Here is a 14,988-nt window from a genome sequence, read left to right on the forward strand (position 1 = left end):
ACTGAACGCATGTCGTTGTGGGAAGGCCTGACGGGTCAAGCTGAAGCGATCGCCGTTCTGGAGGCTGCTGCATCGTCATCGGCGCTGGGCAGCACAGGCGAATCGTCCATGACGCATTCGTGGCTGATCACGGGACCACCCGGGTCTGGCCGCTCCAATATTGCCTACGCCTTCGCGGCTGCCCTGCTCGGCACCCGCGGTGAAGAGACCGAAGAATCGGTCTACAAACAAGTGGTCGCCCGCACGCACCCCGACCTGAGCGTACTCAGCACCGAACGAGTCATCATCTCCATCGATGAAGTACGCAAACTTGTCGCCTCCTCGCAGTTCTCACCCTCCGTCGGCCACTACCGCGTGATGATCATCGAAGATGCCGACCGCATGGTTGAACGCACCTCCAACGTGCTCCTGAAAGCCCTCGAAGAGCCGCCACCGCGCACCGTGTGGATCCTCTGCGCCCCCAGTGAAGCAGACCTCATCCCTACTATCCGCTCCCGGGTGCGCAGCGTGCGACTTCGCACACCCGCTATTGAAGATGTCGCCCAGCTGCTGCAGGACCGCGATGGCGTCGCACCCGATATTGCCCTGCGTGCCGCGCGAGAAGCGCAAAGCCACATCGGCATGGCACACCGTCTCGCCACCAATGCGGAGGCCCGTGAACGACGTGAACTTGCGCTCACCACGGTGCTCAATATCCGCACCGTGTCTGATGCCGTGATTGCGGCGTCGTCGCTGCTCGAACTGGCGAAAGCGGATGCTGCAGCCATCACCGAAGAGAAAGATGCGCAAGAGCGTGAGAGTGCTCTGCGCTCGCTCGGTGTCGCCCCCGGAGGAACAGTTCCTCCAGCGCTGCGCGTGCAGTTGAAGAACCTCGAAGAAGATCAGAAACGCCGCGCGACACGCAGCTTGCGTGACGGTATTGACCGCATCATGGTCGACCTGTTGTCGCTGTATCGCGACATCCTGTTGACTCAGATCGGCGCCCCAGGAGAACTCATTAACCTCAGCATTGTCAACAATCTCATGTCGGTCGCGAACCGCACCACTGCGCCGTCGACGCTAGCCATCATGGATGGCATCGCAGAGGCGCGTCGTCGTATCGAAAGCAACGTTGCACCAGCGCTTGCCCTTGAAGCGATGCTCGTGAAGGTGGCCGTGTCGGGGCGTGGTGCATGAGCCGTCGTGGTGTCCGCATCACGGCGATAACGGCGGCGGCGCTCTCCGTTTCGCTGCTGCTGAGCGGGTGCGTTTCGTGGTTTATGCCCACGGAATCGTCGACCACGTCGACGCCGACGGGCGAGGCCGTTGCGCCGGGCTTGGAGAAGTTCTATGCGCAGGTTCTTGACTGGTCGACCTGCGGGGACAACCTGCAGTGCGCCACGGCGATCGCTCCGGTGGATTGGCAAGCTCCCGAGGGCGACACGATCGATCTTGCTTTGGTGCGGCAAACAGCGCGCGGCAGTGACCGTCTTGGTTCTTTGTTGGTAAACCCGGGTGGGCCTGGGGGCTCTGGGTTCGACTTCATTGCAGACAGCGTGGATTACGCCACGAGTGAGGCTGTGCAGTCTCAGTTCGATGTGGTCGGTTTCGACCCTCGTGGGGTTAACCGTTCGACGCCGGTGTCGTGTTATTCCGACCCGGCTGAACTCGATGCCTACATTTATGGCATCACTCCGGGGGAGAGGGGCAGCGATGAATGGATTGCTGCCTCAACCGAAGCGTCTGCCCAGTTCGCTCAGCGATGCAGTGAAGAAACGGGTCCGCTTCTAGGGTTCGTTGATACCCCGAGTGCTGCTCGAGATATGGACATGCTGCGCGCTGCGCTCGGCGATGAGACGCTCAACTATTTGGGCTACTCCTATGGAACGTTGCTTGGGCAGGTCTACGCCGAGTTGTTCCCGGAGAAGACGGGGCGACTCGTTTTTGACGGTGCGGTCGACCCCGCGGCATCCGAATTTGAGGCAACTAAAGCGCAAGCTCAAGGTTTCGAGGGCGCCCTTGATGCGTTCCTTGCAGACTGTGCTGGCGCGAGCGATTGCCCTTTCGCCGGATCGGTTGAACAATCTCGAGCCACCATTCGCACGCTGCTTGAGCGGCTCGACAAGAGCCCGCTCACAAACGCCGATGGCCGCAAGCTTGGCAGCGGCACGATGTTCACGGCAATTATTCTGCCGCTGTACAGCCAGGCCAACTGGGCTTACTTGCGTCAGCTCTTCACCACGGTGATGCAGGGCGATGCGTCTATCGCTTTCGATCTGGCCGATAACTACAACGGTCGCAGTGATGACGGCACCTATGCCGAGAACCAAACCGAAGCCTTCATCGCTATCAATTGTTTGGATGCCCGAGAGCCAGCAGACAACGAAAGAATGCGTGAGCAGGCCGCCGAGCTTGCCGTCGCGGCTCCGATTTTTGGGCCGCAGATGTCGTTTGGCGACCCGGGTTGCGCAAACTGGCCTGCTGAGGCGAAGCGGGACCGCACTTCGATTGCTGCTCCCGATGCTGCGGACATGCTGGTTATCGGCACCACTAACGATCCAGCTACCCCGTACGAGTGGGCGGTCACAGTCGCCGATAATCTCGACTCTGGTCACTTGATCACGTATAACGGTGAGGGCCACACCGCGTACAACAAGTCGAATGAGTGCGTGAACGGTGCGGTGGAAGACTTTCTCCTCAGGGGCGAAGTTCCGGACTCCGATCCGAACTGCTAACCGCTAGGCTCAGGCCGTGAACTCCATCGCTGCTGCCCCCGCCTCTCGCGCTCGCAGGCTCGCCCTCGTGGTGCCGGCTCTCGCCCTGACGGTGTTGCTGAGTGGATGCGCGAACCTGTTGCCGGGGCTCTTTGGAGAGAGCTCGGAGCCTACGGGCGAGGCTGTTTCTGCCGAGCTGGCTCCCTACTACGGGCAAGTACTAACGTGGATTGATTGTGACAATGGTGCTGAGTGCGCGACGGCGAAGGCGCCGATGGACTGGGCAAATCCGTCGTCCGAGACCGATATCACCTTAGCGTTGGCTCGTCACAAGGCGACCGGTAAGAGTCAGGGCTCGCTGTTTGTGAATCCTGGCGGGCCGGGCGCCTCCGGTTTCGATCTCATCCACGATGACGTCGATTTCGCGGTGAGCGCGAACTTGCGCGAGAACTTTGACGTGATCGGGTGGGACCCTCGCGGTGTTGGGCGGTCTACTCCCGTGACGTGCTTCGACGATGCTGGCCTCGATGACTTCATTTTTGGCATTCCGGATGCCGCGGTGGGCAGTGATGAATGGCTTGCGGAGAGCGAGCAAGCGGCGATCGATTTCGGTCAAGCGTGCCTCGAGAACACTGGTCCGGTTCTACAGTTCATTGATACCCAGAGCACCGTGCATGACCTCGACATGTTGCGCGCGATCGTCGGCGACGAGAAGTTGCAGTACCTGGGGTACTCCTATGGCAGCGACATCGGGACGTACTACATCGAGAACTTTCCCCAGAACGTTGGCCGTATTGTGCTCGACGGCGCGACTGATTCCTCCATTTCGGTCTTCGAAGTAGGGCGCGTGCAGACGATGGGTTTCCAGCGTGCGCTGGAGAACTATCTGGCTGCTTGTCCCTCCGAGTTCGATGACTGTCCTTTCACGGGCGGTGTGGATGCTGCGCTGGCTACGATTCGCGAACTGTATGACCGTTACGATGCCTCGCCGGTTGCTGCCCCGGACGGTCGGCTGATGGATGCCGGGGTGCTCGATATTGCGATGAGCACGGCGCTCTATTCTCAAGAGTCGTGGCCGTTCCTTAATGATTTGTTCTCTGAGGCGGCGCGGGGCGAGACCGAAACAGCGTTCTTCTTGGCTGACTTCTACTACAGCCGCGACGTTGACGGCACGTACACCGACAACTCTCTAGAGGCATTCATCGCTATCTACTGCGTGGATTATCCCGTTGAGACAGACGCGGCTGTACTCAGAGAACAGCAAGAACTCATGCGTGAGGCCTCGCCTACGACCTATCGTGATTTTCCGCCGACGGGTGACCTCACCTGTCTGAACTGGCCCTACAAGTACATCGGGCCCGAGATCACCGAACTGACAGGTGAAGGCGCTCCGCCTGTGCTGATCATTTCGACAACGGGCGACCCTGCCACCCCGTACGAGTGGGGCGTCGCGCTCAGTGAGCAACTTCAGAGCGCCCAGTTGATCACCTACAACGGCGAAGGACACACCGCCTACAACGGCGGTGTTGACTGCGTTGATGGTGCGGTCGACGCCTATTTCATCAACGGTGTTGTGCCGAGCGGAGACCCGAATTGTGGCGCATAAGGCTCAGTTCGCCGAGTGGGTCATAGAACCGCAAAACTTCGGCTAAGCTTTCATGCTGTGCCTCATGAAAATGTGGCCGGCCGCCTTAGCTCAGTCGGTAGAGCATCTCACTCGTAATGAGAAGGTCATCAGTTCGATTCTGATAGGCGGCTCAATTCATCGGTCAACGTGGTGAGAGTAACCACTCCCACGGCCAAAAATTGGGTTATCGGAATGCGCGTCGTCACGAGCGCCATTGCCCGCAGAAATGCCGGTTTTTATCATGCATTATTGTGGTGCGCTGGCCGGGCTGAGCATCGCGGCTATGATAGGCCCCATCGCCAGCGCTGGCTGTCCTGTGACGGTGGTCAGCGCATCGAAAGTAGTTGAAGCATGCCCCCAAACTCATCTGAACCGTTGTTTCACCCCCAACGAATGAGAATCGCTCGGTTTCTATCGACCTATCTCTCAACATCGTTGAGCGAGGGCAACGTGCCGCGATGGCCGCTGATGCCCCTCATGCGTGCCGGAGTGGCAGCGGGAGAGGAGCGTGCGCGAAACCTTCCACGTCCCCGTGGTTATCCCAGCGGGCATGCTCCCGGAGAGGGAGTTCGGCGCCTCCTGCTCGTGGGATCTGGTCCCGCAGTGGGATGGGGTGTTGTTAGCCATGAACTTGGACTTGCCGGAGCCTTGGCGCGGGAGCTGGCCGCTCATACGAAGCACGGTTACCAAGTAGATGTTGATGCCGAGCCTGAGATGGGCACGCAGGGAGTTCTGGAAGCCATGTGCGCCGATGGGGCTGAGCGATACGACGCCGTCATTGTCACGGTCGGGGTAAATGATGCCCTCGCATTGACGCCGACTTCTGAGTGGCGTGATCAAGTGAAGTCGATGGTTGGTGGCTTTAGGGCCAATTTCCCTCGCCCCACGCCGCTTTTCGTTGTCGGAATCCCGAATTTTCAGATGATCGGCGCTTTTGGCCCATTTGTGCGAATGGTCGCTGATGATCACGCGCGGCTGCTTAACGCTGTGACGCAAGAAGTGATCAACGGTGATTTGAGGGTCACCTACCTGCCACTTTCGGTTGAGTCGCTAGAGACGCGTGATGACTCGGGCGACGCATACCGTACTTCACAGCAATATCGAATGTGGGCATCACTGTTAGCGGGCGGGATGCTGCCGCACTTGGCGGACAGGCCCAGGGAAAATAACGTCAGTGAGTTGCGCATCGCGAGTGACGAACACGAGCGACAGCATTCAGCAAAGATACTTGCGATAGATCGCGTGCGCGAGCAGCTAACCCCTCGTCTTGAGCGAATCGTGTCGCAGCTGAATAGGGCCTTCGGTTCGAGGAGCGCCCTTGTCACAGTGCTAGACGGGGAGCGCCAGTGGACTCTGGCGCATGCGGGCCTAGAGGCGGGAGAGGTTCCTCGTCATCTTTCTTTTTGCAACACGACGGTCGAGAACGACGTTGCTCTGGTTGTTCCTGATACCACGCAAGATTCGCGATTTGCGAATAGCCCTTTCGTGACTGATGGGCCCAAAATTCGTTTCTATGCTGGGTTCCCGATCGAGGCGCCCTCCGGGGTCAAGATCGGGGCGTTGTGCATTCTCGACACAGAGCCGAGAGGTGGACGGCGGGAATTTAACGAGGTTTTCCTTCGTGAGATGGCGCTACGTGCTCAACGAGAAATCTGGAGCTTGTGGAACGATATGGGCCTACCTCGAACCTCTGGTACCTCGACGGCCGAAGACGGATAGCCGCCGACACCGCGCCCCTAAACAGAGGCTCTATCTGTAGCCCGCACCCCCCCATTGACGGGTATTTCCGCATGTTTCCGCAGTTCTTTGCTTGTGTAACCGCCGCTTCGCCCCTAGCTTTGGCGATAGGAAGCAGTGGGGTGTGCATCCGATCTATTCGTCTGGGGGGCGATTTTCATGGGGAGAGTTCCGTTTTTAACGGCCTTAGTTACCGTCGTGATAGTTGGAGTAGTACCGTTCGTCGGGGGAGGCGGGCCCGGGCTCACTGAGAGTGCAACCGCTAACTCAGCGGCACGTTCGCCGCTTTTTGCTTCTACCGCTACTGGTCCGGTCGAGAAAGCTGTCGACGTCGTTGCTGTCGCCAGCGTTGAGCGCATCACAGAAGAGTCGCTCGCGGCAGACCTTAGGGCACAAGCTAAGTCACTGACGTCTGACTCTGAACACTTGGCTCAAAAAGCGGTGCCCAAGCCGAAGCCGATCGTTGTCGCTTCGCCCACCGGCGGTACGGCATCCGTTGCTCAGATTCGCGCAGCATATGCCGCGGCAGGCCAGTCGTGCCCGGGCAATGTCGGTGGTGGCGTGCCGGGTGCGCCGAGCCGCAGTTCCTCGCAGGGTGTTCCTGGAACGACATCGGGTGACCTCTCATCTTTTGCTTACGCCTACAACTCGATTCGTGTTGCAAACTGCTTGCAGCCGATTCCGCTCTCTAATTTCCGTTGGGATTCCTGCATGGAAGATCGCCTCTTCTGGATGGCGGAGTCACCCAGCTCGAACCCGCTTGACGGGTGGGGGCACAACGGCACTACGCGCTCTGATGGTGTTCCCGCTCGCGGTTGTGACGGAAACCTTGCCGGAGGCTCGGGAAACAGCGGAGCCACCGTTGCATCCAAGTGGTGGGAATCCGGTGCCCACCGCGCATCTCTTTATCGCCCCGGCGCGAGCACTGCCGGAGCGTGCATTGCTTTCGCCATGACGCACGGTGGAATCGATGAACCCTATAGCTTTACCCGCGCTGCAGCACGTTGGACGTACTGCTAGGTCGCATGCGGGCGCTGAGTGCAGTCACCCGGGTACTATAACCGGGTGACTGATTCAGCCAGCAGCGAGCCGAAAGCGCCGGGAGGAATACGCGCGTTTATAGCCCAGCACCCCACCGCATCCGCGGTAACGGTTGCAGCGGTTCTATTCGCACTACTCGCAGGAGTAGCAGTATTCGCCGGAATTTCGGTTGGCTCCGCTAACTCGGCAGCTGATGTCCCCCCAGACGAAGTCACTGCAGAGCAGCGGAGCCAACCGGATGCTATCCCCGGGGCAGTTGCTGTGCGCACCTGTTCGGTAGACCCTCTCGCTACGGCCGCAAGCTTTCCGTCGCTGGTGGGTGTGGTGACGGATGTCGCTTCGGGTGATGTGCTGTGGGGCCGTTCTGCAGATAAGGCCTCAAGTCCCGCCCACATTGTGACCGCCTTCACTGCTGCTGCTGCGCTGCAGACGTTGGGGGCAGATACTCGCATCAGCACGAAAGTTGTTGATGGTTCAAAGCCGGGTTCGATTGTTCTGGTCGGGGGTGGAGACCCCACTCTGGCGACGACGAATGCGTCGTTCTACCGGGATGCACCGCAGATTTCAGATCTTGCGTCGCAAGCGATGACTCGTTATGACGAGCTTCATCCCGGTGTGCTTCTGACGGAAATTGTGCTCGACTCTACGCTGTGGACTACCGCTGATGCGTGGGACGCGAGCTGGCCTGAGCGCGAACGTACCGGTGGCTATCACTCGTATGTCACCGCACTCATGGTGAACGGTGATCGTGCCGACCCTACTCTTGCGATCAGCCCGCGCGGCACCGATCCGGTGAAATCGGCGGGTCAAGCATTTGCCCAAGCTGCTGGCTTGCCCGCGGTCACTTTCTCAACAGGGGCAGCGGCCGGCAGCACGGTGCTGGCTGAAGTGAAGTCGCAGCCGGTGAGTGTGCTCGTGGAACAGATGTTGATCAGCGGTGACGATTCGATTGCTGAATCGTTGGCCCGCCTAGTATCCAAGAAGGCCGGATTGAGCGGTGCGGCAAGCACTCTAACGCAAGCAATGCAGGGGGCGCTATCGGATGCCGGACTCTCCGACACTGACGCGATCACTATCGCCGACGGCTCGGGTCTCAGCCCCAATAATCAGGTTCCGCCTCTTGTCGTCGCTCAGTTCATGGCGAAGGGTGCCGACGGCGACGGAGCAATTGGCGCGGCATTCTCTATGCTCCCGATCGGTGGCAAGAGCGGCGACCTCTACAACCGCTTCGAGGGGGATGCTGCTGCGGCATCCGGTCAGGTTGCAGCAAAGTCGGGTTGGACAAATCAGGAGCATTCGCTCGGTGGGGTCGTGAACGCGGAAGATGGCACGAAGCTTGCCTTTGCGTTCTATGCCATTGGCGAGGGTATCTCCACTGATGCTCGCACGGCCCTCGATAACCTCGTCGCAGGGGTTTATGCCTGCGGTGGCAACCTCTCTAACTATTAGCGCTGTTTCTGTCGGGGCCACTGCGACTTAGACTTGCCGTGTGGTTGCTGCACTCTTCATCATTGATGTCCAGAACGATTTCACCGAGGGCGGCGCGTTAGGCGTCGACGGCGGTGCCGCTGTTGCGGCCGGAATCAGCGATTATCTTCGCGCGAATCCCGAACGCTATGACGTCGTGATCGCGTCGCGTGACTGGCACGATGGCGACAACAGCAACGGCGGTCATTTTGCGACAGATGCCGCCCCTAATTTTGTTGACACTTGGCCGGTTCACTGCGTGGCTGGCACGCCGGGCGCGGAGTACCACTCCGCTCTCGATACCTCGCTCATTGGGATTCAGGTGCGCAAGGGGCAGGGCGTTCCTGCCTACTCCATTTTTGAGGGCACTACCGATGACGGCGAAACTGTGCCTGCTGTGTTGGATCGATTGCGGGTCGACACGATTGACGTAGTCGGACTCGCCACCGATTATTGCGTGCTTGCTTCTGCTCTGGATGCTGCAGGCAGCGGCCGTCACGTCTCGGTTCTCACGGGGCTCGTCGCTGGTGTCGCGCCCGATTCGAGCGACGCGGCTCTCGCCACGATGGCGCAGACGGGCATCACGCTGGTCTCTAGCGAAGCGTGATGTCGCCGATGACCGAGTCTGCTGACGCGGATCGCATGGGCGCGGGAGAACCGGATGCCGAGGAGCTTCAGCTCGCAGGTTTCGGAAGCGAGTCAGAAGTATTGCCGCCCGGGAAGGGTTTGGGCTGGCGGCTTTTGGCTCTCTTGGTCGGGCTTGGACTCGTCGTTGGAATTGCTGTGGCGGGCGGTGCCGCGGTCTTCACCGCGATCTGGCCGACAAGCGACTCGCTGTGCGATGGGTCGGTAGAACCCTGTAGCGATGTTTCGGCTGAACAGATTGCGGAATTTTCTCGAATAGCCCTTCCGGAAGGTGTCGAGGTTGAGACGGTGCAGTACGCGACCGTCGACGGCTCGCTCGGGCTGCTGTATGCCACCGTCGTGCTTCCCGATGATGCCGTCGATCCTTTGCGTTCTGGCGATTATCGTGTGGCGCCGACGCTCTCGTGGGCGTCGGAAGTGGATGTACTCATGCTCGACAATCTCGTGTTGTATGAGGGCGTCGAAGCGGTGACCGGTCCCGGTTTCGAGGCGGCAAGTGGCCAGCGTGCCGATGGACGAACCGTGATTCTCATTCGCGTGAGTCGGGACATTTAGCGTGCCCGTCATCCCCATCACCGAGCTCAGTGACCCACGGCTCGCTGACTATTCGCATCAGACCGACGTCGCGTTGCGCAAAGCTCAAGCAACCGAACACGGTCTTTACCTTGCTGAATCGGCCCTCGTGTTGCAGCGCGCCTTGCGCTCCGGCCACCGGGTGCGCTCGGTGCTCGCCCTCGGAACCTCTGTTGACGAAATTGTCGAACTCGTAGGCGATGACGTCCCGATTTTCACGGGCGACGGATCGTTGCTCGCCGAGCTGACCGGCTACGTATTGCATCGCGGAGTGATCGCGTCGATGCACCGCCCGCCGCTGCTGACGCCCGAAGCGTTATTGGTGGATGCTCGCCGAATCGTCATTCTCGAAAACGTCGTCGATCCCACCAACGTTGGCGCGATCTTCCGCTCGGTCGCCGGAATCGGGGCGGATGCGGTGTTCGTCACCGAGCAGTGCTCCGACCCGTTCTACCGCCGCGCGATCCGCGTCTCGATGGGAACTGTGCTGCAGGTGCCGTGGACCCGCATCGGCAACTGGACGGACACCCGTGCTCTGCTGGCGGCATCCGGATTTCAGATTGCTGCGCTCGCGCTTGAAGACGGTGCGGTGTCGCTGCGTGATTATGCGGCGGATGCTCCCGAAAAGGTTGCTCTCGTGCTCGGCACCGAGGGCCACGGTCTCACTCGCGAGGCCATCGATGCTGCTGACACGATTGTTCAAATCCCGATGCGTCACGGCATCGACTCGCTGAATGTTGCTGCGACCGCTGCGGTGGCGATGTTCGCGCTCGCGGTGGAGTGACCGCTACACGAGCAACTGGTGCTTGGCGAGGTCCTTATAGAGCGGGGTTGACTTGACGAGCTCGGAGTGCGTGCCCACGCCCACGACCTTGCCCTTGTCGAGTACGACGATCTGGTCGGAATCGACGACCGTCGAGAGTCGGTGCGCGATCACGATGAGCGTGCGATTCTCGGCAACAGCGTCGATGGCTTCGCGGAGCATTTGCTCATTGAGGCCGTCCAGGCTGGAGGTCGATTCGTCGAGCAGCAGAATCGGGGGAGCCGCGAGCAGCGTTCGGGCGATAGCGAGACGCTGACGCTCACCACCGGAGAGCATCACGCCGTCTTCGCCGACAGCGGCATCCAGACCAGCGGGGTTGCGTTCGAGCACACCGGTGAGGTTCACCGAAGCAAGCACAGCGATGCATTCCTCGTCGGTCGCGTTCGGCGCGCCGATGAGAAGGTTCTGGCGCAGCGTACCGGCGAGAACCGGGGCATCCTGCTCGACATAGCCAATCTGGGACCGTAGGGCTTCGCGGTTGAGCCCTCGGAGGTCAGCTCCGCCCAAGCGCAGAACACCGCTCGTGGGGTCGTAGAAGCGTTCGATGAGGGCGAGGATGGTGCTCTTGCCGGCACCCGAGGGGCCGACGATCGCGGTGCGCTCGCCGCGTTTCACGGAGAAGCTGACTCCGCGCAGCACGGTGAGGTCGATTTCCTCGGCGGCAGCTTCTGAGCCGCCGTGCTTGAGTTCGGCCAGTTCGGTTTCGACCTTCACGAGAACTGAATCGTCGGGGTAGGAGAATTCGACGTTCTCGAAAGTGATCGCGGCATCCGATTCGATGTCTGGAACGGCAACGACATCGACGTCGGATTCGAGCTCGCTGGGCAGCTTGATGATCTCTTGGATGCGACCGAGCGCACCGAGCGCTTGGTTCACGGCCGTGACCGCGCCGAAGGCTTGGCCGAGCGGCATGATCATGAGGAACAGGAAGAGGATGAACGCGACGAGGTCGGCGATCTCAATGGCGCCGCTGGCAACACGGTAACCACCTACGCCGAGCACGACAAGGAACGACACCTGCAGGGCAATTCCGGCGATCGGAACAACGAGTGCCGAGATCTTGGCAACGCTGATGCCCATCTTCCACGCGCCGAGAGCGTCATCGTTCACGGCCTCAATTTCACGCTCGGTGGCGTTGGATGCGCGCAGCGTGCGCACCGCAGAGATGGCTCGTTCTACAGCAGCAGCCAGGTCACCGACCTTGCGCTGTGCCTTCTGGCTCGCCACCCGGATGCGCTTCGACAGAGTCGTGACAGTCACGATCGCGACGGCGATGACGAGCACCGTGAGGCCCAGCAGTACGGGGTCGATGATGAGCATCGCAATGAGGGCGCCGATGAAGGTGATCGAACCACCGATAGCTTCGACGAGTCCCTGCGTGAGCACTGCGCGCAGCAGGGTCGTGTCGCTGCCAACGCGCGAGACGAGGTCACCGGTGCGGCGACGGTCGAATTCTGAGATAGGAAGGTTGAGCATCCGGCTCACCAAACGACGACGGCTCGAGAGCACGACGCCCTCGCCGGTGCGCTGGAGCAGGTAGTGCTGGTAGCCACTTATGACGCCCGAGACGACGACAAGGCCGACGAGTAGCCACACGAGGGTGCCGAGAGATTTGCCGGCCTCAACGATCGTGATGACCTGGCTCACGAGCAGCGGCTGCGCGAGCGAGGCGCCAGCACCGAGGATGCTCAAGATGATCACAAAGATCATGACCTTGCGGTGTTCAAAGAGGTAGGGCAGCAGCTCGCTGAACTTAGCGCGGGGGCCGTCGTCGGGGTTGTCGCGTGATCCGGAACGTCCGCGACGAGGAGCAGAGGTGTGTGAAGTCGAGCTCATGAAGTTTCTCGTTGTCCCAAAACTGTAGGGCGAAGGTGCCGCGAATGTTCAGCGACATCGGCATCAGCAATCAGCCTCTAAAACACTAAGCCTTTCCGCTGGATGCTGCGTACAACATCCGGGGTATCTGGTGGGGCTGAAGGTACACCGCTGAGAGTGTTACTCGCCGCGCAGCTGCCGCAGCAACACCGCGGTCGCGATGGCAGCGTTGGCTGCCTCTTCACCCTTGTCCTCTTTCGAGCCCTCTAGCCCGGCACGATCGAGGCCCTGCTGTTCGTCGTCGAGCGTGAGCACGCCGAAGCCCACCGGTTTGCCGGTCAGGATCGACACCTGCGTGAGGCCGCTGGTGGCGGCATCCGACACGTATTCAAAGTGGGGTGTTCCGCCACGGATGATGACGCCGAGAGCAACAACTGCATCCGCCCCAGCATCCAGGGCTGCCTTGCTCGCGACGGGCAGCTCGAAGCTGCCGGGAACCCGCACCTCGGTCACGTCGGCATGCGCTGCCTTGAGGGCGCGGTGGGCTCCGGCGAGCAGGCCATTGGTGATGACTTCATGCCACTGCCCGGCGATGATCGTGACCTTGAGGCCGGTTGCATCGGTAACAATTTCGGGGGATCCTGCGCCACTCATGAGAGGCCTTTCGCGGTAAGTCGTGCTTCATCGAGCACGGCGGTGGAGGGGAGTTGGTGACCCATGCGGTCACGCTTGGTTTCGAGGTAACCCTCATTGCTGGCGCCGACGCCCACAACTAGCGGCACGAGGTCGCCGACAACAACGCCACGCTCTTCGAGCTGACGCTTCTTTTCGGGGTTGTTGCTGAGCAGGCTGACCGTCGAAATGCCGAGATCCTTGAGGATGCCGACGGCAGCCCCATAATCGCGGGAGTCAGCAGGCAGGCCCAGGGCCAGGTTCGCGTCGAGGGTGTCGAGCCCATCTTCTTGCAGGCGGTAGGCCCGCAGCTTGTTGATGAGCCCGATGCCACGCCCTTCGTGGCCGCGCAGGTAAATCACAGCGCCGCCGTCACGCTGGATGGTCTCCAGCGCAGCATCCAGCTGCGGGCCGCACTCGCACTTGAGGGAGCCGAACGCTTCGCCCGTGAGGCACTCAGAGTGCACGCGCACGAGAGTAGGCCCGTCGCCCGTGTGGTCGAGGGTTCCGGGCGCAATGAACGCAACATGATCGGCGCCGGTCGAGTTGTCACGGTACGCACGAACCGTGAACGAGCCGTGCACGGTCGGGATCGTGGTTTCGACCTCGAACGTCACCCGGCTCATTTCGGGGATTGGCTCAATCGGAGCCGGGATGGTGTCGCAGCGGTTCTCTTCGAGCCAGCGCATGAGATCCAGAATCGTGATGACGAGAACGCCTTCGCGCGCGCCAAACTCGATCAGTTCGGGAAGGCGCATCATCTCGCCCGAGTCGTGCACGATCTCCGAAATTGCCGCCACCGGGCGAAGACCGGCAAGCTTCATGAGATCGACGGATGCTTCGGTGTGACCGTCGCGCTCACGAACGCCACCATCGACCGCGCGCAGCGGCAGGATGTGGCCAGGGCGGTGCAGGCTCGACGGCATCGAGAGAGGGTCGGCAAGCACTCGCAGGGTGTGAGCCCGGTCAGAGGCACTGATGCCGGTGCTGAGACGGTTCGCGGCATCCACCGAGACGGTATAGGCGGTGCCGCGGGGATCTTCGTTCACCGACACCATCGGCGGAAGCGCGAGTGCATCAGCGATTTCGTTCGTCATGGGAGCGCAAATGAAGCCTGAGGAGTGGCGCACCATCCAGGCGATCCACTCTTGGCTGGCGAGTTCGGCGGAGATAATGACATCGCCCTCGTTCTCGCGACCCTCATCGTCGGCAACGATGACGGGCCGACCGGCGCGGATCGCCTCAATGGCATCCGGGATTGTGGCGAGGCTCATGACTCGGTCCTTTCGTGACGCACGGGTGCGTCGGTGAACTCGGCCATCCGGGCCACATGGCGCGCCAGAATGTCGGTTTCGATGTTGACGGAGTCGCCCACAGCGAGCGCTCCCAACGTTGTTGCGGTGAGAGTTTCGGGGATCAGTGAGACCTCAAACCAGTTGCGGCCTACAGCGCTCACGGTCAGCGAGACGCCGTGCACCGCGATCGAACCCTTGCGCGCGACGAGCGGAGCCAGCTCTTCGCTGAGGCTGAACCGAAGGATGCTCCAACTACCCTCGTCGGTGACGCTCAACACGGCGCTCGTGCCATCAATGTGACCCTGCACGATATGGCCGCCGAGACGATCGCCGACCTGCATCGCGCGCTCGATGTTCACGCGAGCACCGGCCGCGAGCGAACCGAGCGTGCTCATGTCGAGAGTGACGCCCATGACGTCGGCCGTAAACCAGTCCGGGCCCTGTTCGACAACGGTGAGGCACACGCCGCTGACGCTGATCGAGTCGCCGTGAGCGGCATCCGATACCGCCTGCGGGGCGCGAACCGTGAGGCGAGCGCCATCATCGGTCGCGGCCAGTTCGACGACGTCGCCGAGCTCTTCAATGATTCCGGTAAACACG

The 14,988-nt window shown here is 61.0% G+C and carries 13 protein-coding genes and 1 tRNA gene; 10 read left to right on the forward strand and 4 right to left on the reverse strand.

Going from position 1 to position 14,988, the window contains the following annotated elements; translation table 11 throughout:
* The first annotated feature begins 9 nt into the window (after positions 1–9).
* The 10 genes from AACZ26_RS09430 to AACZ26_RS09475 all read left to right on the forward strand — a co-directional run bounded on the left by AACZ26_RS09430 (position 10) and on the right by AACZ26_RS09475 (position 10,567).
* The gene (locus AACZ26_RS09430; protein WP_339621024.1) at positions 10–1,176 is read left to right on the forward strand and encodes a DNA polymerase III subunit delta'; all 1,167 of its coding nucleotides are present in this window, start codon (positions 10–12) and stop codon (positions 1,174–1,176) included.
* Positions 1,173–2,714: an alpha/beta hydrolase gene (locus AACZ26_RS09435; RefSeq protein WP_339621026.1), complete on the forward strand. Its 1,542-nt coding sequence runs from the start codon at positions 1,173–1,175 to the stop codon at positions 2,712–2,714. The genes AACZ26_RS09430 and AACZ26_RS09435 overlap by 4 nt, the downstream gene beginning before the upstream one ends.
* Positions 2,715–2,730: 16 nt before the next feature.
* The gene (locus tag AACZ26_RS09440; RefSeq protein WP_339621028.1) at positions 2,731–4,299 is read left to right on the forward strand and encodes an alpha/beta hydrolase; all 1,569 of its coding nucleotides are present in this window, start codon (positions 2,731–2,733) and stop codon (positions 4,297–4,299) included.
* A gap of 79 nt (positions 4,300–4,378) precedes the next feature.
* Positions 4,379–4,451: transfer RNA gene (locus tag AACZ26_RS09445), tRNA-Thr, on the forward strand.
* A 319-nt stretch (positions 4,452–4,770) separates the two neighbouring features.
* On the forward strand, positions 4,771–6,039 hold the full coding sequence (locus AACZ26_RS09450) for a GDSL-type esterase/lipase family protein (protein WP_339621031.1): 1,269 nt from the start codon (positions 4,771–4,773) through the stop codon (positions 6,037–6,039).
* A 216-nt stretch (positions 6,040–6,255) separates the two neighbouring features.
* Positions 6,256–7,077 carry a hypothetical protein gene (locus AACZ26_RS09455; protein WP_339621034.1) on the forward strand — a complete coding sequence of 274 codons (822 nt, stop codon included), beginning with the start codon at positions 6,256–6,258 and terminating at the stop codon, positions 7,075–7,077.
* Between the two features lie 45 nt (positions 7,078–7,122).
* Entirely contained in the window at positions 7,123–8,547 is a 1,425-nt protein-coding gene (locus tag AACZ26_RS09460) for a D-alanyl-D-alanine carboxypeptidase (protein ID WP_339621036.1), read from the forward strand.
* Between the two features lie 40 nt (positions 8,548–8,587).
* Positions 8,588–9,172: an isochorismatase family protein gene (locus AACZ26_RS09465; RefSeq protein ID WP_339621038.1), complete on the forward strand. Its 585-nt coding sequence runs from the start codon at positions 8,588–8,590 to the stop codon at positions 9,170–9,172.
* Positions 9,173–9,180: 8 nt separating this feature from the next.
* Positions 9,181–9,765 carry a hypothetical protein gene (locus AACZ26_RS09470; protein ID WP_339621039.1) on the forward strand — a complete coding sequence of 195 codons (585 nt, stop codon included), beginning with the start codon at positions 9,181–9,183 and terminating at the stop codon, positions 9,763–9,765.
* A 1-nt stretch (position 9,766) separates the two neighbouring features.
* Positions 9,767–10,567, forward strand: a complete 801-nt coding sequence (locus AACZ26_RS09475) for an RNA methyltransferase (RefSeq protein ID WP_339621041.1) — start codon at positions 9,767–9,769, stop codon at positions 10,565–10,567.
* Between the two features lie 3 nt (positions 10,568–10,570).
* Here AACZ26_RS09475 and AACZ26_RS09480 read toward each other — a convergent pair whose 3' ends face one another.
* The 4 genes from AACZ26_RS09480 to AACZ26_RS09495 form a co-directional block, all read right to left on the reverse strand.
* Complete coding sequence (locus AACZ26_RS09480) at positions 10,571–12,442, reverse strand: ABC transporter ATP-binding protein (protein WP_339621042.1); 1,872 nt, start codon at positions 12,440–12,442, stop codon at positions 10,571–10,573.
* 159 nt (positions 12,443–12,601) lie between these two features.
* Positions 12,602–13,075 carry a 6,7-dimethyl-8-ribityllumazine synthase gene (gene ribH / locus AACZ26_RS09485; RefSeq protein ID WP_339621044.1) on the reverse strand — a complete coding sequence of 158 codons (474 nt, stop codon included), beginning with the start codon at positions 13,073–13,075 and terminating at the stop codon, positions 12,602–12,604.
* Positions 13,072–14,367, reverse strand: a complete 1,296-nt coding sequence (gene ribB / locus AACZ26_RS09490; RefSeq protein WP_339621046.1) for a 3,4-dihydroxy-2-butanone-4-phosphate synthase — start codon at positions 14,365–14,367, stop codon at positions 13,072–13,074. Before ribB ends, ribH begins: the two co-directional genes overlap by 4 nt.
* On the reverse strand, positions 14,364–14,987 hold the full coding sequence (locus AACZ26_RS09495) for a riboflavin synthase (protein ID WP_339621048.1): 624 nt from the start codon (positions 14,985–14,987) through the stop codon (positions 14,364–14,366). The genes ribB and AACZ26_RS09495 overlap by 4 nt, the downstream gene beginning before the upstream one ends.
* Position 14,988 lies beyond the last annotated feature (1 nt).

It is taken from the genome of uncultured Salinibacterium sp. (genome assembly GCF_963974405.1).
Lineage (GTDB): Bacteria > Actinomycetota > Actinomycetes > Actinomycetales > Microbacteriaceae > Rhodoglobus.

Coding starts and splice junctions, on each gene's coding strand:
- AACZ26_RS09430 (WP_339621024.1), top strand. CDS start 10: ATGTCGTTGTGGGAAGGCCTGACGGGTCAAGCTGAAGCGATCGCCGTT.
- AACZ26_RS09435 (WP_339621026.1), top strand. CDS start 1,173: ATGAGCCGTCGTGGTGTCCGCATCACGGCGATAACGGCGGCGGCGCTC.
- AACZ26_RS09470 (WP_339621039.1), top strand. CDS start 9,181: ATGACCGAGTCTGCTGACGCGGATCGCATGGGCGCGGGAGAACCGGAT.
- AACZ26_RS09480 (WP_339621042.1), bottom strand. CDS start 12,442: ATGAGCTCGACTTCACACACCTCTGCTCCTCGTCGCGGACGTTCCGGA.
- ribH (WP_339621044.1), bottom strand. CDS start 13,075: ATGAGTGGCGCAGGATCCCCCGAAATTGTTACCGATGCAACCGGCCTC.
- ribB (WP_339621046.1), bottom strand. CDS start 14,367: ATGAGCCTCGCCACAATCCCGGATGCCATTGAGGCGATCCGCGCCGGT.